Raw genomic sequence first — 20684 nt, forward strand, 5'->3', positions numbered from 1 at the left:
TCGCAACAGATGACCACCAAGCACGCCACCTTTTCCGTTGTCATCCAGCCCGGCGGCATAGCGTTTGATGCCCCCGGTTCGGCGTCGCTGCTGTCGGCCGCACGCGACGCCGGCATCGATCTGCCAGCGTCCTGCCGGAACGGCACCTGCCGCACCTGCATGTGCGCCCTCGTCAGCGGCCGTGTCCGTTACAACATCGAATGGCCGGGGCTCAGTCCGGAGGAGAAGCGCGACGGGTACATCTTGCCATGCGTGGCCCTTCCCGAATCGGACGTCGTCATCCATGTTCCGGGCGCGCGCCTGCTGAAGCCGGCATAAGCCTCTACCGCACCCGATCCGTCCGGACCGTTTGATTTTCGTCAGGCAATTTTCATGACGTCAGCTGGTGTCAGCCGGTGATGACCAGCTGGTTGTCTACCTTTTTCACGCCATCCACACCTTTTGCAATCGATTCCGCTTTCTTGCGCAGGGCCATGGTCTTGACCTCGCCCTTGAGCTTGACGACGCCATCGGCGGTGTCGACATTGATCTTCAGGCCGCTGACGTCGGAATCTGCCAGCAAGGCGGTCTTCACTTTCGACGTGATCGTGGCATCGTCAATGACCTGGCCGGTGGCTTTCTTCGAACCGTCCGCGTTGGTGCCGTACATGCTGCTGCAACCGGCAGCCAGCAATGCGGACAGGATCAGGGACAGGCACAAGGCGGGACGTCGGGTTGTTTTCATGGTTGTCTTTCCAGGCACGATTGAAGGTTGGATGAAACGATCTGGATGAGCTTGCTGCTCACATTGCAGCAAATGCATCCGTGTCGATCGCGGCTAAAAGCTTCCAGATGTCCAGGCGGGCGAGTGTAAATATTTCGCTTGTACGCAAACCGTTTTACATCGATGCCCGCGGCGTGTTGCCTAATGCGTTCAGATATGCGCAGTGTCCGCATGCTGAAGAAACCAGCCGCGCGCAAGCCGCGCCACCACTTCCGGGGCGCCCGGTTCTTCGAACGAGTGCGTTGCGCCCGGTATGATTTCAAACCGCTTCTTGCAGCGCAATGCCGCATAGGCCGCCCGGTTCGTCCCGATCAGGCTCTCGTCCAGCCCGCCGACGATCAGCAGGGTCGGTGCACTGACCTTGCCGAGCGTGCCGTTGCCGGCCAGGTCCGGACGAGCGCCGCGCAACACAAGCGCTGCAATCGCGCGTCCGCGCGCCGCCGCCAGTTGCAAAGCGGCAGCTGCGCCGTAGCTCGCGCCGAACAGCCCGATCGGCAATTCACGCGTTGTTGCATTCTGCCGCAGCCAGTCGCATGCGGCACCGAGGCGCTCTGTCAGCATGTCGACGTCCGGCCGTCCCTGGCTACCGACCTCCTGCGGCGATAACAGGTCCAGCCAGAGCGTACCGAGACGCGCATTGCGCAACACGCTGGCGACATAGTCATTCGGCGGTTTTACGCGGCTTCCTGTACTGCCGTTGGCGAACACAATCACGCCGGTTTGTTCGGCCGGCAGCCACAGCATGCCGTCCATTTCCATCTTGCCTGCATCGATCCTCAATGGTTCGATATGCATCGCTGATACCATCATCTGTCTCCGGCAGGCGCCACGCCTGCATGACCCGACAACTCGCCTCGCGGGCGCTGCAAACGCCTGCGACGGCAACGATGACAAGAAAAGAAAGCTGTGCAATGCCGGCTCATGCAAGCGCAACGGCATCGCCGGCTGAAGATTCGCCGCGCCGCGTCCGGCGGCCGCGTGCGCCACGCGGAGGTGAAACAACGACGCTCAGTGACGCATTGCATGCGAGCGCGGGCAAACACCAGGCATCCATCAGTCATCGTGCGAGTGTGGGAGGTTAATACAGGCAGGGCCAACGCAAGCTCCATGCCACCGGATGTCCGGCATACATGAAGAGCATCCGGGATCACATCTCTCCGGGAGGAGGAGCGACCGGGCGTGCCGGCAGGTCCAGTTGCGAGGTGATCACCTCGCCGCCGCCGAAGGTAATCGGACGTGGCGGTGCAGACGGCGGTCCGCCGGGATCCGCAGGATTCTTGTTGCAGGCGCCCAGCAGCACGACTGCAGCCGCCAGCAGCGGCAGCCTGCCGCCTTTCAGGCATGTTGGAAACCGTATACCGCTTCGCTTCATGATGGTCCCCTTCGGATGTGTTCGGCCTTCTCTCGCCAGGCTCCGCTGCCAAGCGCAGGCTGCGGCACGGGGTGTACATGCAAACCCTGTTCCTGCGCTTCGTCGGCATCCGCTGCGCTGATCGCGCTTGCGCGGAGCTGGCGGAAATAGGCGATGGTCCGCTCCAGGCCTTCATCAAGCGAAACGCGGGGCTCCCAGTTGAGGACTGTCCGCGCAAGGGAAATGTCGGGGCGGCGGCGCACCGGGTCGTCGCTGGGCAATGGACGAAAGACAATGGCAGAACGGGAGCCGGAAAGCGCGATGATGCGTTCTGCCAACTCCAGCATGGTGTACTCCACCGGGTTGCCGAGGTTGACCGGGCCGCAGAATGCGTGCGGCGTCTGCATCAGGCGCTCGAATGCCGCCACCATGTCATCGACATAGCAGAAGGAGCGGGTCTGGGAGCCGTCGCCATAGATCGTGATCGGCTGGCCGGAAAGCGCCTGCATGATGAAGTTGGACACGACGCGCCCGTCATTGGGATGCATGCGCGGGCCATAGGTATTGAAGATGCGCGCGATCTTTACGGTGAGGTTGTGTTGCCGGCGGTAATCCATGAACAGCGTTTCCGCGCAACGTTTTCCCTCGTCGTAACAGGAGCGCACGCCGATCGGGTTGACATGGCCCCAGTAAGGTTCGGTCTGCGGATGCACCTGCGGGTCGCCATACACTTCGCTCGTCGATGCCTGCAGAATGCGCGCCTTCACGCGCTTGGCCAGACCCAGCATGTTGATGGCGCCATGCACACTGGTCTTGGTCGTCTGCACCGGATCGTTCTGGTAATGCACGGGGGACGCGGGACAAGCCAAGTTATAGATCTCGTCCACCTCCACATACAGCGGGAAGGTCACGTCATGCCGCATCAGTTCGAAGCCGGGGTGCGCGAGCATGTGCGCGATGTTGCGCTTGCGGCCGGTGTAGAAGTTGTCGACGCACAAGACATCATGACCTTGCGCCAGCAGGTATTCGCATAAGTGCGAGCCGAGGAAGCCGGCGCCGCCGGTGACGAGAATGCGCTTGCTGCCGGTATCTTTCATAGCTGCATTTCCGGGAGGGGATGGGAGATGTTGTCCAGCAGGCGGGCAGCCATGAAGGCGACCTTCTCCGCCGGCACGTCCTGCGCGCACTCATGGGCGGTCGGGCATTCGCGGTGCATGCACGGGCGGCAATCCACCATCGCGCTGATCACATGGTGGCGTCCGCGGTCGAGCGGCGCCCAGCGCTTCGGATCCGAGCCGCAGGCGACGATGACGCTCGGTGTTGCCACCGCTGCCGCCACATGCGAGATCCCGGTATCGTTGGATACGACAAGGCGCGCCTGCGCAATTAATGCGGCCAGCGCGCCCAGCTCGGTCTTGCCGGACAAATCGAGCGCGGGCATGCGCATGGCGCGCTGCACTGCGCGCACCACATCGGCCTCGTCGGGCGAACCGGTCAGCACGATGTGCATGCCGCGTTCTGCCAGCCGGTCCGCCACTTCGGCGAAGCGTTGCGGCAGCCAGCGCCGCGACGGCATGCGTGCGCCCGGATGCACGCAGACATAAGTACCGGGTGCCGGCAGGCTCAGGTGGCTGCGCTGCAGCGTACGGAAGTCGGCCTCGGTCAGCGGGAATTCCAGCCGGTCGCCCTGTGCCGGCACGCCAAGGTATTCCATCAGGTCGAGGCAGCGCAGCACTTCATGCGCGCGCTCATCCCAGGGCATGAAGCTTTGCGGCTCGGGGCAGAAATCGCCGGGGCGGTAAAACCCGGCGGTGCGCTCGCCGCCGAACAGCATCACCAGCGGATTGGTCAGGCTGCCGTTGCCATGCATTTGCAGCACGAGGTCGAAGCGCTGGCGCTGTGCCTCGGCGAGGAAGTGCGGCACCGAATGCAGGTGCAACGGCTGCTCCGGCATGCCGGGAAATCCCGGAAACACCAGCAGGTTGTCGATGTACCGCGCGTAGCGCTTGACGAAGCTGCTCGCCCACGGCAAGCCGACCAGCGTGATCTGCGCCATCGGCGCGGCTGCCCGCAAGGCGCGCAAGGCCGGCACGGCGCACAGCATGTCCCCGAGCTGCAGCGCGCGGAAGATGGCGATCTTGCGCGGCGGCTTGTCGCCAAACGGACCATGCTGCGGCATCAGCGGATACGCGGCCGTCATGGCTTTTCCAGGATGAAGGGGCCGATGGCCAGCGCGTCCAGCGGCGTGGTGCAATACGACTCCACGGCGTCGCGCGGGGTGCACACGACCGGCTCGCCACGGGTGTTGAATGAGGTGTTGATCAGCACCGGCACGCCGCTCTTCTCGCCGAATGCTTTCAGCAGGTCATAGTACGCCGGGTTCTGCGCGCGGTTGATGGTCTGGATGCGCGCAGTGCCGTCCACATGGCGCACCGCCGGTATGCGGTCCGCCTTGTCGGGTCGCACGTCATACACAAAGACCATGAACGGCGACACTGCGCCGTTGACGAACCAGTTGGCCGCCTCTTCCTCCAGCACCACCGGCGCAACCGGGCGGAAGTCCTCGCGGTCCTTGATGTGATTGAGGCGGTGCTGCATGTCCGCGTCCAGCGGCGACGCGAGGATGGAGCGCGCACCCAGTGCGCGCGGGCCGAACTCCATGCGCCCCTGGAACCAGCCGATCACCTTGTTCTGCAACAGCAGGTCGGCGACCTCGGACGCGAGGTTGTCGGCACGCCGGTAGCGCAGCTTGCTCATCTGCAGGAAGGATTCGATTTCCGCTTCGTCGTAGGCCGGGCCGAGGAAGGCATGCTCCATGCGCCAGTGGCCTTTCGTGATGCCGCTGCTCTTGCGCGCTTCCTGCGTGTCGATCCACAACGCCGCGCCGAGGGATGTGCCGGCATCGCCGGCGGCCGGCTGCACCCACACGTTCTTGAACGGCCCACGGTCGCGCACGCGCGCATTCATCACGCAGTTCAGCGCAACGCCGCCGGCCATCGCCAGGTTCTCGGCGCCGGTCTGCTGGTGCAGCCAGTCGGCCATCTTCAGCACCGTCTCTTCCAGCACGATCTGCAGCGAGGAGGCGATATCCATGTGTTTCTGCGTGAAGTCCGCCCCCCTCTCGCGCGCCGGGCCGAACAGCTTGTCCCATTGCGCAGGCGAGACCTCATAGTCGCCATCGCCCGTGTAGCGCAGCACCTCGCGCAGCAGCGGCGCGTACACCGGCTTGCCGAATGACGCCAGTGCCATCACCTTGTACTCATCGGACGAGTGCAGGAAGCCGAGGTAATCCGTCACGGCTTCGTACAGCAGGCCAAGCGAATGCGGCAGGTTGACCTGCTTGATGCGCTTGTAGCGCCGGTCCTGGTAATAACCGTAGCTGGTGGTCGCCCGTTCGCCGCGGCCGTCCATGGACAGCACTGCGCATTCTTCGAAAGGCGCGGCGAGGCAGGCGCTGGCTTCATGCGCGAGATGGTGCTCGACGAAATGCCATTGGTAGGGTCCGTCATGCCGCACGCCGCGAAAGCGCTTCTTCAGGTGATGCGGTGCACCGCTTGCCAGCTGCCGCGGCGCATTCACGATATACGACAGGAACAGCGGATCCCAGGGCGACAGCCACTCGCCGGAGGCATGGGCCGACGGCTCGAGCGGAATCTGTATCATCGCCTCGCCGACATGCTGGCCGAGCAGCAGCTTCGGATCGTAGGAATAGGCAACATGCTGCACATCGGCCAGCATGATGCCCGCCTCCTTCAGGCAGTAATCGATCGCATGAAACGGGAGTTGCCAGGTGGTGAAGGGGACCGGCCGCTTGCCGTGCTTGACGCGCGTAAAGCGCTCTTCCTCCGCAGCGGCGATCACTTCGCCATCGCGCACCAGGCAGGCGGAACAATCGTGATAGGCGGCGTTGATTCCTAACGTGTACACGTTTTCTCCTCCCGGGAAGAATGGCGGTTCGACAATGGCGGCACCGTTGCCGGCCAGTTGGCAGGCAGTTGCCAGGCTGTGGTTACAGGCAGCACTCGATAAGGCGTTCCAGCAGGGATACAGGCTTGCAAAAACGACTAAGCAAACGTTGTACCTGTCGCAACGGCATGTAAAGCCGGCGCGAGTTGGCCACCGCAACTGCGGCCCCGTGGAATCCCGATGTGTCGGAGCGCCTTTCCCGACCGTATACGGGCCAAGCCGGGTCCGCAGTAAGTCTTACACCGCCATGTAAATAAGAAAAAACGCCCGCTGTACTTTTTACTTCCCTGTGCCCGCCTTTCTCTTGTTGCGCAAATACACGAACTGCCCTGCCACCGCAGTCAGGAGGATGAAGAAATTCGCGAAGACAAAAACCCAGTTCTCCACCAGGTAGCTGTAGACGGTAAAACCGACTGACGCCGTTATCTGTCCGATGAACAGCCATTTCGACACGCCTTCTACGCTGCCGCTGCGCCACTGCGAGTAGACCTGCCGCGAAATGGTCATCACCAGAACGAATGCACTGGCCCATCCCACCATGTCGGTGCCCATTGTTCCTCCTTCATTTACTGTGCCGTGCCAGCCGCCGGATGGATGGCGGCCGGCATTGCACGTCCAATCGTGCGCTGCGCTGCATCCCGCGCAGCGCACGTCTTTTCAGTACAACACTGCCTTGTGGCGTGGCCGTTATCCCGCGACCTCGATATCGAGCCGCCTGCCCTGCCGGGTGTTGCCCGGCACCGGCACGGTGATTTCGAGCACACCATCCTTCAGCGATGCAGAGGCGGCGTCCGGATCGGCGCCGGGCGGCAGCGCGATGACGCGATAGAAGTGGCCGTAGGAGCGCTCTGAGCGCCGGTATTCTCCTGCTTCGTGCATCGGCTCCTGCCGCCGGTCTCCTTCGATCGTCACGCGATCGTGCTGGACCTCGACCTGCACATCCTCGCGCCTGACACCCGGCAACTCGGCGCAGACCACGAACTTCCTGTTGCGCTGCGCGACTTCGATCGGCGGCGTCCAGCCGGTGGCCGAGGTCGCTGATGTGGCGCGCAGGCGTGCGTCGTTGAGCGGACGGCCGATGTACTGATGGATCAGCTGGTCCATCTCTTCCGTCATCCTGCGCATCATTCCAAAGGGCTCGTTCCACGCCTGCAGCAGACCGGGCAGCCACGGCATGCGTGCCGCGAGATCGGCACCGATTGGCTGGCCGGGCTGGCCAGGCCGGTCAGACTGCCCGCGCTGTCCGGACGAACTGTCCTGCCCTTCCTGTTCACCCACGCTGTCCGCCTGTCCGGCCCGCTGCAGGCGGTTGCGTTGGCCGCCTTGCGCGATTCCGGCGGACTGCGCCGCCTCCTGCCGCTCGCTGGCGGTCTGCCCGATTGCCTTGCCGATCATTTCACCGGTGGTGCGCTCCTCGCCGGAACCCATGCTTGCTGGCTTGCCGGTGTGCGAACCTGCCCGGCTTTCCTCGCCCTTGCCCGACACCAGCTTTTCAATGAATTTCTTGAAGCGCGCCAGGTCATGCACCGTGCGCTGGCTGAGCGCATCCTCGGCGTCGCCATGTTGCGCAAGCAATTGCTGCCGCGTATCGCACTCCATTGTCAGCGTGACCTGGGTGCGGTCCTGCTCCGTGGGTTTCAGCTCGATCTTTCCCTCGTAATGCGGGCCGCTGGTGGTGCGCCACGCAATGCAGCGGTCGGGGACCTGCTCCGTGATCTCGGCATCCCATTCCAAGTCGAGGTCGCCTGCCTTCGTGTGCCAGTGCAGGTGCTTGTCGTCGAGCTGGCGCACCTCCTGCACATCATCGATAAAGCGGGGGTACTGCTCGAACCGGGTCAACTGGTTGTACGCGGCGTGCACCGGCGCGTTGACTTCAATTGTCTGTTCGATTCTTGCCATCCTGGTTCTCCTTTTTCCTCTTTGCAAAAGCGGCATGCGCCGGCTCCATCATCGATGGCCGACGGGCAGCAACAGGGATCATTGCGGTGGAATAAATAGTGCTAATGAAGGTCTTGCGGTGTGCTGCATGCCGGCAAGATGCGAATGCGTTGGCGAGCGGCTGTCTGCAACTTCCATACCACTGGAATGCCGAACTGCAGGCCCGGCGCCCTCCCTCAGGATAGACGGCGGCGGGTACGGGTTCAAACCTACGGCAGCATGCCCGCTTTTCTTGCATGCAAGTCCAGCAGTTTTTGCAACTGGTTGGAGTAAAGATTACAGCTGCCCGTGCGGCTGCGCGCACCCGTGCTCCACACGCCGCAAGCCCCGTGCAGCAGGAAAGGATTTCGCCCCGATGCGTGAAGAAAAAGCCGCCACAGAAAGCGGAAATACAAACACCAACGCCGCAAGCGCTGCCAGCTCCGGTACCGCGTCTGTCATGCACGACCTGTGGCAAGTCGTGTCCACGTTCCGCTGGCGCATTGCCGCCGCGGTCATTTTCCTTGTTCTGGCTAAAGTCGCTGTCGTCTCCGTACCGCTGGCGCTCAAGCGTATCGTCGACGAACTGTCGCGCCCCGAGCAACTGGCCGCGCTGCCCGCCGTGCTGCTGGTCGGCTATGCGATCTTGCGTTTTGCCAGCACGCTGTTCAATGAACTGCGCGACCTTGCCTTCTCGCGCGTGACGCAGCATACGGTCGCCACTTACGCACTGAAGACATTTGCGCACCTGCATGAGCTCGGCGCGCGCTTTCATGCATCGCGCCGCATCGGCGGCCTGCTGCCGGATATTGACCGCGGCACATCCGGCATTGCCTTCCTGCTCAGCGTCGGCCTGTTTACGATCGTGCCGACGCTCCTGGAAATCGGCATGGTGGTTGCGATCATGACCGCGCGCTACAGCAACTGGTTTACCGTCATCCTCGGCGTGACTTTCCTCGTCTATTGCGGCTATACGCTGGTGTTTACGGCGCGTCGCGCGATCTTCCAGCGTCGCGTCAACCGTCTCGACTCCACGGCGAAAAGCCTGCTGGCCGACAGCCTGATCAATTACGACACCGTCAAGTATTTCACCAACGAAAAGCTGGAGTCGAGCCGCTTCCAGGGGATCATGGACAACTGGGCGGAAGCAGTGGTCTTCAACCAGAAAGCGCTTTTCACCTTGCATGTGGGCCAGAGCGGCATCATCGCGCTGGGCGTCGCGGCGGTGATGCTGTACGCCGGACAGGGCGTGTTCACGCGCGAGATGACGGTCGGCGACCTGATCCTGATTAATGCCTATGTGATCCAGATCTGCCTGCCGCTCAATGCGCTCGGCTTCGTCTACCGCGAAGCGCGGGATGCGATGGTGAATGCCGAGAAGCTGTTTCAGTTGCTGCGCGAAAAACCGGAAATCGACGAACCGCCCAACCTGCCCGCGCTCAAGGTCGAACGTGGCGAAGTGGTGTTCGACAACGTCAGCTTTGCGTACGATCCGGCGCGCCCCATCCTGCACAAGGTCAGTTTCCGCATTCCACCGGGCGGCACCGTGGCGGTCGTCGGCGGCAGCGGCTCCGGCAAGTCGACCCTCGCGCGCCTGCTGCTGCGCCTGTACGAAGTGGGCGATGGCGCAATCCGCGTCGACGGGCAGGACATCCGCAGCATCAGCACCAGAAGCCTGCGCGAAGCCATCGGCGTGGTGCCGCAGGAAACGCTGCTGTTCAACGACACCATTGCGTACAACATCGGCTACGGCCGCAAGGGCGCAACGATGGAAGACATCATCGCCGCCGCGAAGGCTGCGCATGTGCACGAGCTGATCGATTCCCTGCCGCAGAAATACGAAACGCCCGTTGGCGAGCGCGGCGTGAAGATGTCCGGCGGCGAAAAGCAGCGCATCGCCATTGCACGCGCCATCCTCAAGAATCCGCCGCTGCTGATCTTCGACGAAGCCACCTCCGCACTCGACACGCAGTCGGAGCAGGCGATCCAGGCCGAGCTCGACCAGCTCTCGGTCAACCGGACGGCGCTGGTCATCGCCCACCGGCTGTCCACGGTGGTCAATGCCAGCGAGATCATTGTGCTCAACCGGGGACGCGTGGTGGAACGCGGCACGCACGCGCAGCTGCTGGCACACGGCGGCGCCTATGCGCTGCTGTGGCAGATGCAGCAGCGCGCCGAGGACACGGAGGAAACTGCTCAGGAAGCGCGGCCGCTGGCATGAACATCGTCAAATCCGTGGCACGGCAAGGTGAGACAGCGTTTTCGTGCAAACCGGCACAAGGAACGCAGAAAACGCAGCACCAGCGCATCTTATTCAAAAGAAACGCGCTTGATAGTCATCAATGCAACACGATGGAACGGGAATTGCATCGCGCTCAGGCCAACCAATATTTGTACCAGCCACATGGCGCCTGGTTGCGTTTGCGCGCGCCTGCGGCCACATAAAAAACAAGCCATTTCGGGAACAATCCATGTCGAAAATACTTGCGTTCAACCGAGACCGGAGGCACGTCACTGCCGACATCGAAGGCAGGGGACGGCAGGCTGCGCCTTCCCGCAGGCGCAGGTCGGATGCGCCGCCCCACTCCGCCGAAATTTCCCACATCCATGAAGCGCGCTCCACACCCGTCGAAATCGCAATCTCTGTGGTCGTTCCCACCTGCGGCCGGCCGCAGCTGCTGAACCGGTGCATTGCCAGCCTGGTGCTGCAGCGCTTCGATGCCGCCCGCTTCGAGATCATCATCGTCGACGACGGCCCGAGCGATGCGACGCGCGAAGTCGTCGCCGGCTGGGCCGGTCACACCGCCGACTACGGGCCGCAGATCATCTACATTCCGTCAATGGGCCCTCACGGCCCGGCGGCGGCGCGCAACCACGGCTGGCGTGCTGCGCGCGGCCCGATCATTGCCTTCACCGACGACGACACCATTGCGCGCTCCGACTGGTTGAAGAGCGGCTTGCGCGCTTTCGAGGAAGACGTCGATGCCGTGTGCGGACGTGTCGTGATGCCGCTGTCGCACACGCCGACCGACTACGAGCTGGATGCGAAAAACCTCGAGACGGCGGAGTTCGTGACGGCCAACTGCTTCTGCCGCAAGCGCGTGCTGGAAGACCTGGGCGGCTTCGATGAGCGCTTTCGTTTTGCCTGGCGCGAAGACTCGGACCTGCACTTCCGCCTGCTGGAATACCGCGCCAACATCGTCCACGAGCCGCGCGCGGTCATCACGCACCCGATCCGCCCTGCAGGCTGGGGCGTGAGCCTGCAGCAGGTAAAGAAGATCCAGTTCGATGCACTGCTGTTCAAGAAGCATCCGAAGCTGTACCGCCGGAAAATCCGCGCCAAGCCGCGATGGGACTTCTACCTGACGGTGGCCGCCATGCTGTTCACGCTGGTGGCGCTCATCGCCGGCAAACCGGTTGCCGCGCTTGCCGCAGCAGCAGTCTGGCTGTTCATGACCGGCCGCTTCTGCGTGCAACGATTGAAGCGCACGTCCAAAGCACCGTCCCATGTATTTGAGATGATCGTCACCTCGGTGCTGATTCCGCCGATGGCCGTGTTCTGGCGCGCGATTGGCGCATTCAAGTTCCGCGTGGGATTTCTATGACGGAGCTGCCCGGCTTCGTCCAAATCGAACCGGTCGGCCAGTGCAACCTGCGCTGCCGCATGTGCCCGATCCAGTTCCGCGGCGAAGGTGGGCCGGGGCAGCCGCGCGCCTATATGGACTTTGACGTCTATCGCCGGCTGGTGGACCAGTTCCCGGCGATGAACGAGCTTCAGCTGCAGGGGCTGGGCGAGCCGCTGCTGCATCCGCGCTTTTTTGACATGGTGCGTTATGCGGCGCAGCGCGGTGTCATGGTCTCCACCAATACCAACATGACGGTGATGACGGAGGCCGGCGCGGAGGAATGCGTCAGGAGCGGCCTGCACACCATGCATGTGTCGCTCGATGGCGCCACCGCACCGACCTATCAGGCGATTCGCATCCGCGCCCGCTTTGAGCGCGTGCTGCGCAACTTGCGCCGTGTCGTCGAAGCAAAGCGCCGGCTGCACAGCGACCTGCCGCATCTGCGCATCGTCGCCGTCGTCATGCGCGAGAACCTCGAAGAGCTGCCGGAGCTGGTCCGCCTCGCCCATGCGGAGGGCGTGGACACGGTGTTCGTGCAGCACCTGTGCCATGACTTCGGCGAATCGAGCCTGCCGGCGCAGTACCAGCCGATGCGCGCCTTCATCGATAGCCAGACGCTACTGCAGGAAGACGTGCAGCGCGTCGAAGAACACTTCAACGCCGCCCGCGAGATGGCGCGTGAGCTGAAGATCACGCTGCGCCTGCCCAACCTGAAGCCGCGTGCCCATCCGCCGGGCATGTCCGGCCGGCAGCGCTGTGACTGGCCTTGGCGCGGCTCCTACATCAGTTACGACGGCAAGGCCATGCCCTGCTGCATGGTCGCCACGCCGGACCGCATCCACTTCGGCGACATGGAGAAGGACGGTGTTGCAGCGGTATGGAACAACGCACAGTACACCGCATTCCGCGCGCAGCTTGAGTCGTCCGACACGCCGCCGGAAGTGTGCCGCAGCTGCGCGCTGTACTCGGGAACATTCTGATTTTTGACGGAAAGGATGCAGGACGCATTGCCCGCGAATTACCCGATCTTGCCTGGGCTGTGTTTGACAAGCGTAGCGAGCGGTTCGGCGTGGTGTCGAGGAGCGCACGCGTACGACTGGTACGCCGAGCACCGCAGACATCAATCCGGGCCGCGCAGTAGCTTGTCAAACACGGCCTGGGCGATGCGATGGGAAGACAACAAGGCCATGCAAGCCCACAAGGAAAACAAATGTCGAAACGGCTGAAAATACTCACCTGGCACACGCACGGCAGCTATCTCTACTATCTCACGCAGGCGCCGCACGACTTTTACGTACTCTCTAAACCCGATCGCCCGCCCGGATATGGCGGCAAGCATGGGCATATTCCGTGGGGAGACAATGTGATCGACCTGCCTGTTGACCAGGCGAAGGACACGCAATTCGACTGCATCCTGTTCCAGGACGACCACCAGTACCTGCAGGACCAGCACCTGTACCTGAGCGAAGCGCAGCGCAGGCTGCCCAGGATCTACATCGAGCATGACACGCCGCGCGAGCACCCGACCGACATGCGGCATCCGGTAGACGACCCGTCGATGCTGCTGGTGCATGTCACGCATTTCAATGCGCTGATGTGGGACAACGGCCGCACGCCGGTGCGCGTCATCGAGCATGGCGTGCTGGAGCCGAAAGACGTGACCTACCGCGGCGACCTCGCGCGCGGGCTCGTCGTTGTAAACAATATCGCCACCCGCGGACGGCGGCTCGGCGGCGACGTCTTCATGCGTGCGCGGGAACAGGTACCGCTCGACCTCGTTGGCATGGGCGCGCAGGACGTGGGCGGCATCGGCGAGATCCAGCATGACCAGCTCCCCGCCTTTGCCGCGCAGTACCGTTTCTTCTTCAATCCGATCCGCTACACCAGCCTCGGACTCGCCGTCATCGAAGCGATGATGATCGGCATGCCCATCGTCGGCCTCGCCACGACGGAGATGGCCACCGTCATCGACAACGGCACCTTTGGCTATATCGACACGAATGAAAGCAAACTGATCGCCCGCATGCACGACCTGCTCAACGACCCGGCACATGCCCGCCGCCTCGGCGAATGCGCACGCCGCGCTGCGCGCGAACGCTTCAACATCCACCGCTTTGCCGACGACTGGGACAAGGCATTCCGTTTCGTCACTACCTGATCAAACAACCAGAGGAGGAGAACACATGGCCGTATCCGGAAGCTATTTCATCGACCGAGCCACCGCCGAAAAGGCCGTCACATTCAGCCTGCCGATGATCGAGGAAGCCATGAAGCACAAGGAAGTCGGCGAAAGCGGCTTCCTCTACATCGTCATCATGGACCCGCTGCTCACGCCCGAAAAATGCAGCTTCGAAGAAGCGATCCTCTACGAGCACGCCATCGGCGACCGCAGCAAATGGGACGCCGACTACGCCGCCTTCGCCCAAGCCAAAGCCCGCGTCGCCTGGCGTACCGGCATGGACGGCCACACCGTGCAGGAACTGCGCCCCCACCTGCTCACCGCCAGCGACACCGTGCTCTGGGGCAGCATCGTTCATGAGGGCATCGTCGTCGGCGTCAGCGGTGCGAATCCGTGGTTTGATGAAGCGTTTGCGGGTACGGTCGCAGTGTGCCTGAAAGCGCTGGCGAAGGCGGGCATTGCGGAGGAACGCAGCAGGCATTTGTTCCTGCCGCCGAAGTGAAAGCGCACGCACTTGGTAGTGCCGCCTCGATGTCACGCCTGTCCGACGCCTGAATCAATTACCCCAGTAGGGCGGAAAAGCGAAGCGCCTTCCGCCGCATGCGACAGTCTGGCGCACCCCGCCCATGACAGATTACCGCCACAATAGTGCGCTGGGTGGACCTCACTTCTACCGGCTATATCCTCGAGCGTCACAACTCCTCGCTTACGGAGCATATCGAGACGGCGAGAGAACGCAATGAATCGCGCATGTGGCGGAAGGCGCTCCGCTTTTCCGCCCTGCGGCAATGCGCTCAGTTGGGCGCAACCTTTTCCAGACCATCGACATACATGGATGCGTTGGCTCCGCAATACATTTCGGAGGCACTTGCTGAGGCTCCTGTGATCTTTAGCATTCCTGGCGTGGTGAAGGAAATAATGAGTTGGCACGTATCGTCCGGTAGATCGCCTCGAACAGTCATTGTTGGCGAGAGCCATTGCCCTGAACCCTCAAAATTACAGACGTGAAGATCGTCACCATAGGTTGATACGACAACAGTAACTGACGACTTATTCCGCTTTGCTATAGACACCTCGTCATTGACCTTAACTAGAGGGCAAGTTACGACGGTGTCACGACAGTAATCTCGAACTTCATGCAGTCTTTCGTACCGGCCTAGAGCCTCCGTGGGAATTTCTTTCCCCGCCGCCTGAACGACGGTTGAAAATATTATCAGCAGGATGCAGAGGTATTTACGCATGAAAAGGCTAAAGTGAAACTAACATCCACCGGAGCGCGAAGTGTGGAGGGAAGCCGACGGCGTAGCCGTCGAGGGCCAGGCTAAGCGCAGGGTTAGAGCGCGTCATGGCTACTCAGAACTCTCGTCGAAAACCCAGATGTCGTCGCGGAATAGGCCCGGCAAGATCATTGCCGTAGCGTGCTTTCCATTGCGTTCGAAACTGTACGAGGTCGGACACATGAGCCCATGCCCACGGAGGCTCGTTCGTTCCGTAGGGGAGAGGCTCTTCGTGAGTTCGCTGGTCAAGTACCGTGACTGCGAACACTCGTTAAGCAACCATACCGATACGCCGACGATTCCCGAGCTAATGGCAGTTGAGACAAGCGCCGATGCGAGACGAGAAGCGCCAAACCTCTTCCTCGACAAAAGGAATAGCGGTGTGGTCACTATTAGTAAGAGAAGCAATATCGTAAGTAAGGCAACGGCGATGATGAGCATACAGTGCACTCTAGTTGAATTTACACAGCATTGACTTGTCTCCATAACTTGGCGTCTTCCGTATAGCCGGACACCAGCTCAGTAGGGCGGAAAAGCGAAGCGCCTTCCGCCGCATGCGACTCTCTGGCACACTCCGCCCATGCCAGATTACCGCCGTAACCGCGTCCCGGGCGGGACCTACTTCTTTACCGTCAATCTCCTCGAGCGCCGCAGCCCCTTGCTGACGGAGCATATCGACGCTTTCCGTGACGCCGTGCGCCAGGTGCGCGCACGAAAGCCGTTTCACATCGACGCATGGGTCGTCCTGCCCGATCACACGCATTGTATCTGGACACTGCCGCCCGGCGACGTCGACTACTCCGGGCGCTGGAAGGCAATCAAAACCGCTTTCGCGAAGGCGCTGCCGAGTACCGAACGCTTGTCCGCTGCGCGCGCACGCAAAGGGGAACGGGGTATCTGGCAGCGGCGCTTTTGGGAGCATACGATTCATGATGACGCCGAGTATGCGGCGCATATGGATTACGTGCATATCAACCCGTTCAAGCATGGGTTCGTACAGCGGGTGGTCGACTGGCCCTACTCGTCCTTTCACCGCCTCGTGCAGGCAGGAACTTATCCATATGATTGGGCGGGGGATGCGCGGGAACTGGCGGCAGGCGAGCGTGGGGAGTAGCGCATGCGGCGGAAGGCGCTTCGCTTTTCCGCCCTACGGACACTGAGCGATATTAGTTTCTTGTCGAATCACCAGCAATGCAGTTTATGGAAGTTTCAAGCTTTGTATAAAGGAAGAGCGGTATGAGAAGTAACTTCTTCGCGTTCAAGTGGAGACTGAAACTGGGATGGTTTTTTAACGTAGGGCTTAGCATGAGCGGGTGTGCGTCGACCAGTTGGAAAGAAGAGGTGTTACTGCACGATGGCAGCCGGCTCATTGTTGACCGTACAGTCACTGTCAAGGGCCGGCACGAGCTGGGGCAAAGACCACCTATTGGTGACCAGAGCATTACCTTTACCATGCACCGAACGAATAAGCGTCACCTGGGAAGACAGGTATTCGGAAGAACTAGGTAGTGCCAACTTCCTGCCGATGTCACTCGATATAGTGGATAACGCCGCTTACGTAATCACAACTCCGATGGGCTGCCTGTCATATAAAAAATGGGGCCGGCCCAACCCGCCATACGTGATCTTTCAGTATTGGGAAAAAGACTGGCAGCGTATTCCGCTAGAGAATCTCCCCGCTGAGATTACTGCCCCCAATTTGATCCGCTCTGCGCCGGATTATGAAGTCGAAAGGTCCGGAAAGCGTTTCTTTTCAGCTGAGATGATCAAGGACATTAACAGTAAAGATAAACGCCCCGAGCACCAAGTGATTGTACGTGAGTTTGTAAAGCCGGTAATAGGGTCATTGGTCACTTGCGAAGCAATGATTCATTACAAATGTGGATGGATTAGACCCAATAGCGAATTTGGCCAACGTTTTATGGATATGACCTGCAAATAACGAATTTACAAGAAGGAGAAATTAATTATGCCTACGGCAATTGAATACGCATTAATGGCAGGCGCCTCATATATCTCAAATCGCTCTTCGATTCATCGGTTTCCGTTGCCGAAGGAATGGAAAGAAAAGAATCGAGCTACGTGTTGTAGACACTAACAGCCCCGTAGGGCGGAAAAGCGAAGCGCCTTCCGCCGCATGCGACTCTTCGGCGCACTGCGATCATGTCAAACCACTGCCGCAACCGTGTTCCCGGGCATCATTTCTTTATCGACAATCTCCGCGAGTGCCGCAGCTCCTTGCTGACAGAGCATATCAACCTTCAAGCATGGAATCGTGCAATGGGTGGTGACTGGCCCTACTCGTCCTTTCACCGTCTCGTGTAGGCAGGTACTTATCCGTATGATTGGGCGGGGTGCGGTGGAGCTGGCTGCTGGCGAGTGTGGTGAATAGTTCATGCGGGGGAAGGCGCTTCGCTTTTCCGCCCTACGGCATCGGGAATTGCATCGCCAACCGCGGCTTGCACGAGTCGTGGGAAGGATGCCTTGCCACTACCCGGTATAATTCCGGCCGCAATATCTTCCTCACCGAGCAGCAACGCTCACTTCCCTATAGGTACGCCATGCCAGTCAAGACAAAAGGAAAACACAATCTCCGCCAGCGCAAGAAACTGCGCCTCGGCGAGTTTCAGGAACTCGGTTTCGAGGTCACGGCCAAGACAACCAAGGAGCTGACGCAGGAAGACCGCTCCGCATTTATCGATGCATTGATTACTGCGGTTGACGAAATGGATCTGCTCTTCGGTGGCGGCTTCAACGGTGGCTTCGAAGGATTTGTGGTGGTGAATGCAGCCAGGGGTTCGGTCACCGAAGCACAAAGAGAGTCGTTCAGGAAATGGCTTGAAACCCGCCAGGAGCTGAAAGACGTGGTAGTGGGTCCGCTGAAGGATGCCTGGTACAGCACCTGATCGGGTTTCCGCACTACTCACCGTTATCGACACGTTTTCCCGCCCGGTGGCCTGGTAGGGCGGAAAAGCGCAGCGCCTTCCGCCGCATGCCACTCTCCGGCACACCGCGTGACACTATCAGCTCTTGCCGGATTACCGTTGCATGCGTGTCCCGGGCGGGACCTGCTCCTTTATCGTGTATCTCCTCGAGCGCCGTGATTGATTCATGCGGCGGAAGGCGCTGCGCTTTTCCGCCCTACCGGACTGTCCGTAGGCGCCTCTGGCAACAAAACGACGACAAGTCTTAGTTCTTCAGGAACGACAGATGGATGTCGCTGCCGTACCGGCGGACGATCTCCCGCTTGATCTTCTGAAAAGCTTCCACATCGTCCTTTCGCGCGGACTTCGCCAGTCTGTGGCGCGCGAGTTCCTTTGCAATGACATCCATGAACAATTCCGCCAGCAGCAATCGTGCGGAGTCGCGGAAGTTGCCTCGTCCGTCCAGATACAGCTGCACGGTCGGCGCAGCCGTGTTGATGAGGATCTTCCGTTCCTCGGGGCTGTACACTGCCCGGTCGGTCTCGTTGCCGAGATAGCGAAATTCATAGCCGGTAAACACGGCCTCTCCCTGGTCCCTGGATGAGCGATGCTGACTGCGCACATGCGACGCTGCATGCGCGTGATGATGCTGATGATGGTGCGCCGATGCGTGTTCGGCGATCACGATGTCGCACCACGCGAAGTAATTGCCGACGCGGGCGACGATTTCGCCGTGGTCTTCCACAGAGCGGCCCCTGACGGTCCATTCGAGCTGGGGCTCGTCACGCAGGTCCCTGATTGCCATCTCCCTGTGCAGCGGGGAGATCTCCAGCCCTTCCGTCCTTGAGGCTTCCACGCTGAGGATCGCGTTTTGCTCGAACCGTTCTGGGTCGACCAACAGACGCACAGGGAAAGCATGATTGGGTTTGCGGTAATAGAAGCCTGTACTGAATCGCAGCGCAGGTTCTGCTGCGCCGTCCGACTTGTCTGGCTTGTCCGATGCGACCGTGGTCGTGGCCGGCAGCATGATGCCGAAGTCATGAATCGCCGCGTGGTTCATGCGCAGCAGGATATGCTCGATCATCTGCGCGGTACGGCTGGACGTGGTGGCGTGCTCGAGGTGCTTCAGCTTCTCCTTCTCCGCCATCACATGGGGCGCAATCATTTTGCTGACCGCCTTGTAGAAGGCCGCCACAAAGGGCGCCTTCGGATTCAGTCCTGCGCGCTCGTCGCTGATGACGGCGACGCCCTCCCCGAGCTTTTCCAGCAACGCCGGGCAGCTTACGGTGCCGAACAGGTATTCGGTGCCGACCTGGTTTTCATAATCGAAGAGCTGGCAGTCCAGCACTGCAGCACCGGACACCACCGTCAGCCCGGCGGTACGCTCGTCGCCGCGATGGACGAGCTCGACGCCCAGCGCGCGCTTGAGCGTCACGGTGAAGGGGTAGATGTCGTTTTCGTACTGAAACTGCCCGACGGCGTCGGGCCCCAGCAGCAGCACCGATTCCGGCTCCACGAACCGGATCGCGCCGCTACGCTCGATCTCGCGGCCTTCCTTCAGATGTACCAGCTCGATGTGCCGCCGCAGCAGAATATCGCGTAGATAGAAATTGTCGGGCAGGGACTCCACCAGGGACGCAAACCGCGTGATCTTCACCTGCGGATTGTCGATCACGATGGTTACGCGCGTGCCGTTACCGGGCAGGCCGAGGCGCTCACGGTCCGGCGCAGTGGCAGCGCGGTCCTCGCCGCCATCGTCGTAGAGATACTCGCCGCTGTCGCTGCGAAACAGGTCAATACGCGACAGGCGCCCCTGGTGGATCGTCTCCAGCCAACCGTAGCCAAGACCGAATACCGCCTGCTTGAGTCCCCTGCCAAAGTAGCCGCGCCCACCGACAACACCTTGCGCCAGCAGGCTGTGGGCACCGCCGTAGCGAAGGATGAAGCGCACCTTGTCAAACGACATGCCTTCGGCCTGGTCGGTCACCGTCAACAATGCACCGCGGCGATGCCGCTCGTAGCAAACGACAATTCGGCCATCTTTCTGCTCGCCAGCCCTTTCCAGCCGCAAATAACTGTCATCGCTGTTGGTGAGCAGTTCCACCAGCGCCTTTTCGATGGAGGAAAAGCGCCTGGAATCGATGTCAATGAGCCGCTGATCGACCGGGATTGCTTTGACCGACATGGCACCTCCTTGTCGACGGTTCGAGCGTGCAGCGCCAGGCTGTGTTTAGCAAGTGTAGCGAGCGGTTCGGAGTGGTGTCGAGGAGCGCACGCGTACGACTGGTACGCCGAGCACCGCAGACATCAATCCGGGCCCCGCAGTAGCTTGTCAAACACGGCCTAGGCCGGGCAGGAAGCATGGGCCGCACAGAGAATCATTCCGCCTCTGCTCACTGGCCAATCGCATCGAGATGATGCTGAAGCACCATCCGCTCGCCGCCAGCACGTCCCTACGAAGAAATGCCTTTAGAGCCTGTTCAGTATCTTTTTGGCATGCGCGTTCGAGCGAGAAGGGATGCAGTGCAAGGCGCGGCGCGCCGCTCAAGGTGGTCCCTTGAGCAAGCGACGCAACGCCGCAATGCGCACTTCTCGCTCGAACCCTACGGGCAACCCCGGAAACCGGCCGCCTGCTGTGTTGCATCTCCTTGCCGTGGCCCCGCCACGACGCGTCGCCGCGC

At 61.2% G+C, this 20684-nt stretch carries 19 protein-coding genes; 10 read left to right on the forward strand and 9 right to left on the reverse strand.

Annotated elements, in window-relative coordinates:
* Positions 1-9 precede the first annotated feature (9 nt).
* Complete coding sequence (locus ACYVIA_RS16080) at positions 10-318, forward strand: 2Fe-2S iron-sulfur cluster-binding protein (RefSeq protein ID WP_460842560.1); 309 nt, start codon at positions 10-12, stop codon at positions 316-318.
* A gap of 70 nt (positions 319-388) precedes the next feature.
* Here ACYVIA_RS16080 and ACYVIA_RS16085 read toward each other — a convergent pair whose 3' ends face one another.
* From ACYVIA_RS16085 to ACYVIA_RS16120, 8 genes are all read right to left on the reverse strand, one after another.
* A complete protein-coding gene (locus tag ACYVIA_RS16085) occupies positions 389-724 on the reverse strand; it encodes a BON domain-containing protein (protein WP_460842520.1) in 336 nt (111 codons plus the stop codon).
* A 189-nt stretch (positions 725-913) separates the two neighbouring features.
* Positions 914-1573, reverse strand: a complete 660-nt coding sequence (locus tag ACYVIA_RS16090; protein ID WP_460842522.1) for a dienelactone hydrolase family protein — start codon at positions 1571-1573, stop codon at positions 914-916.
* A 337-nt stretch (positions 1574-1910) separates the two neighbouring features.
* Entirely contained in the window at positions 1911-2135 is a 225-nt protein-coding gene (locus ACYVIA_RS16095; protein ID WP_460842524.1) for a hypothetical protein, read from the reverse strand.
* Positions 2132-3211, reverse strand: a complete 1080-nt coding sequence (locus ACYVIA_RS16100; protein WP_460842526.1) for a UDP-glucuronic acid decarboxylase family protein — start codon at positions 3209-3211, stop codon at positions 2132-2134. Before ACYVIA_RS16100 ends, ACYVIA_RS16095 begins: the two co-directional genes overlap by 4 nt.
* Positions 3208-4314: a glycosyltransferase family 9 protein gene (locus ACYVIA_RS16105; RefSeq protein WP_460842528.1), complete on the reverse strand. Its 1107-nt coding sequence runs from the start codon at positions 4312-4314 to the stop codon at positions 3208-3210. Before ACYVIA_RS16105 ends, ACYVIA_RS16100 begins: the two co-directional genes overlap by 4 nt.
* Complete coding sequence (locus ACYVIA_RS16110; RefSeq protein WP_460842530.1) at positions 4311-6041, reverse strand: carbamoyltransferase family protein; 1731 nt, start codon at positions 6039-6041, stop codon at positions 4311-4313. The genes ACYVIA_RS16105 and ACYVIA_RS16110 overlap by 4 nt, the downstream gene beginning before the upstream one ends.
* A 318-nt stretch (positions 6042-6359) precedes the next feature.
* The gene (locus ACYVIA_RS16115; protein WP_460842532.1) at positions 6360-6632 is read right to left on the reverse strand and encodes a hypothetical protein; all 273 of its coding nucleotides are present in this window, start codon (positions 6630-6632) and stop codon (positions 6360-6362) included.
* A 135-nt stretch (positions 6633-6767) separates the two neighbouring features.
* Entirely contained in the window at positions 6768-7979 is a 1212-nt protein-coding gene (locus tag ACYVIA_RS16120; RefSeq protein WP_460842534.1) for an Hsp20 family protein, read from the reverse strand.
* A gap of 394 nt (positions 7980-8373) precedes the next feature.
* On the opposite strand from ACYVIA_RS16120, the gene ACYVIA_RS16125 reads away from it, so the two are divergent.
* The 9 genes from ACYVIA_RS16125 (at position 8374) to ACYVIA_RS16165 (ending at position 17985) form a co-directional block, all read left to right on the forward strand.
* Positions 8374-10218, forward strand: coding sequence for an ABCB family ABC transporter ATP-binding protein/permease (locus tag ACYVIA_RS16125; protein ID WP_460842536.1), 1845 nt, complete (start codon positions 8374-8376; stop codon positions 10216-10218).
* Positions 10215-10442: a hypothetical protein gene (locus ACYVIA_RS16130; protein ID WP_460842538.1), complete on the forward strand. Its 228-nt coding sequence runs from the start codon at positions 10215-10217 to the stop codon at positions 10440-10442. The genes ACYVIA_RS16125 and ACYVIA_RS16130 overlap by 4 nt, the downstream gene beginning before the upstream one ends.
* Positions 10443-10468: 26 nt before the next feature.
* Positions 10469-11602 (forward strand): glycosyltransferase family 2 protein, encoded by a 1134-nt coding sequence (locus ACYVIA_RS16135; RefSeq protein WP_460842540.1) that lies wholly within the window; start codon positions 10469-10471, stop codon positions 11600-11602.
* The gene (locus ACYVIA_RS16140; RefSeq protein WP_460842542.1) at positions 11599-12603 is read left to right on the forward strand and encodes a radical SAM protein; all 1005 of its coding nucleotides are present in this window, start codon (positions 11599-11601) and stop codon (positions 12601-12603) included. Before ACYVIA_RS16135 ends, ACYVIA_RS16140 begins: the two co-directional genes overlap by 4 nt.
* A gap of 230 nt (positions 12604-12833) precedes the next feature.
* On the forward strand, positions 12834-13781 hold the full coding sequence (locus ACYVIA_RS16145) for a glycosyltransferase family 4 protein (protein ID WP_460842543.1): 948 nt from the start codon (positions 12834-12836) through the stop codon (positions 13779-13781).
* Positions 13782-13806: 25 nt separating this feature from the next.
* Positions 13807-14304 (forward strand): hypothetical protein, encoded by a 498-nt coding sequence (locus ACYVIA_RS16150; RefSeq protein ID WP_460842545.1) that lies wholly within the window; start codon positions 13807-13809, stop codon positions 14302-14304.
* 1355 nt (positions 14305-15659) lie between these two features.
* A complete protein-coding gene (locus tag ACYVIA_RS16155; protein WP_460842547.1) occupies positions 15660-16193 on the forward strand; it encodes an REP-associated tyrosine transposase in 534 nt (177 codons plus the stop codon).
* Between the two features lie 240 nt (positions 16194-16433).
* Positions 16434-17021, forward strand: a complete 588-nt coding sequence (locus ACYVIA_RS16160; RefSeq protein WP_460842550.1) for a hypothetical protein — start codon at positions 16434-16436, stop codon at positions 17019-17021.
* 619 nt (positions 17022-17640) lie between these two features.
* Positions 17641-17985 carry a 50S ribosome-binding protein YggL gene (locus ACYVIA_RS16165; protein ID WP_460842552.1) on the forward strand — a complete coding sequence of 115 codons (345 nt, stop codon included), beginning with the start codon at positions 17641-17643 and terminating at the stop codon, positions 17983-17985.
* A gap of 283 nt (positions 17986-18268) precedes the next feature.
* Here ACYVIA_RS16165 and ACYVIA_RS16170 read toward each other — a convergent pair whose 3' ends face one another.
* Entirely contained in the window at positions 18269-20188 is a 1920-nt protein-coding gene (locus tag ACYVIA_RS16170) for a hypothetical protein (RefSeq protein ID WP_460842553.1), read from the reverse strand.
* Positions 20189-20684 lie beyond the last annotated feature (496 nt).

Source organism: Noviherbaspirillum agri (genome assembly GCF_054780595.1).

Excerpts from the sequence above, each read along its gene's own strand:
- ACYVIA_RS16145 (WP_460842543.1), top strand. The coding sequence starts at position 12,834 with ATGTCGAAACGGCTGAAAATACTCACCTGGCACACGCACGGCAGCTAT.
- ACYVIA_RS16115 (WP_460842532.1), bottom strand. The coding sequence starts at position 6,632 with ATGGGCACCGACATGGTGGGATGGGCCAGTGCATTCGTTCTGGTGATG.
- ACYVIA_RS16165 (WP_460842552.1), top strand. The coding sequence starts at position 17,641 with ATGCCAGTCAAGACAAAAGGAAAACACAATCTCCGCCAGCGCAAGAAA.
- ACYVIA_RS16130 (WP_460842538.1), top strand. The coding sequence starts at position 10,215 with ATGAACATCGTCAAATCCGTGGCACGGCAAGGTGAGACAGCGTTTTCG.
- ACYVIA_RS16080 (WP_460842560.1), top strand. The coding sequence starts at position 10 with ATGACCACCAAGCACGCCACCTTTTCCGTTGTCATCCAGCCCGGCGGC.
- ACYVIA_RS16135 (WP_460842540.1), top strand. The coding sequence starts at position 10,469 with ATGTCGAAAATACTTGCGTTCAACCGAGACCGGAGGCACGTCACTGCC.
- ACYVIA_RS16170 (WP_460842553.1), bottom strand. The coding sequence starts at position 20,188 with ATGTCGGTCAAAGCAATCCCGGTCGATCAGCGGCTCATTGACATCGAT.
- ACYVIA_RS16160 (WP_460842550.1), top strand. The coding sequence starts at position 16,434 with ATGGCAGCCGGCTCATTGTTGACCGTACAGTCACTGTCAAGGGCCGGC.
- ACYVIA_RS16090 (WP_460842522.1), bottom strand. The coding sequence starts at position 1,573 with ATGATGGTATCAGCGATGCATATCGAACCATTGAGGATCGATGCAGGC.
- ACYVIA_RS16140 (WP_460842542.1), top strand. The coding sequence starts at position 11,599 with ATGACGGAGCTGCCCGGCTTCGTCCAAATCGAACCGGTCGGCCAGTGC.
- ACYVIA_RS16150 (WP_460842545.1), top strand. The coding sequence starts at position 13,807 with ATGGCCGTATCCGGAAGCTATTTCATCGACCGAGCCACCGCCGAAAAG.
- ACYVIA_RS16095 (WP_460842524.1), bottom strand. The coding sequence starts at position 2,135 with ATGAAGCGAAGCGGTATACGGTTTCCAACATGCCTGAAAGGCGGCAGG.
- ACYVIA_RS16125 (WP_460842536.1), top strand. The coding sequence starts at position 8,374 with ATGCGTGAAGAAAAAGCCGCCACAGAAAGCGGAAATACAAACACCAAC.
- ACYVIA_RS16155 (WP_460842547.1), top strand. The coding sequence starts at position 15,660 with ATGCCAGATTACCGCCGTAACCGCGTCCCGGGCGGGACCTACTTCTTT.
- ACYVIA_RS16100 (WP_460842526.1), bottom strand. The coding sequence starts at position 3,211 with ATGAAAGATACCGGCAGCAAGCGCATTCTCGTCACCGGCGGCGCCGGC.
- ACYVIA_RS16120 (WP_460842534.1), bottom strand. The coding sequence starts at position 7,979 with ATGGCAAGAATCGAACAGACAATTGAAGTCAACGCGCCGGTGCACGCC.
- ACYVIA_RS16105 (WP_460842528.1), bottom strand. The coding sequence starts at position 4,314 with ATGACGGCCGCGTATCCGCTGATGCCGCAGCATGGTCCGTTTGGCGAC.
- ACYVIA_RS16085 (WP_460842520.1), bottom strand. The coding sequence starts at position 724 with ATGAAAACAACCCGACGTCCCGCCTTGTGCCTGTCCCTGATCCTGTCC.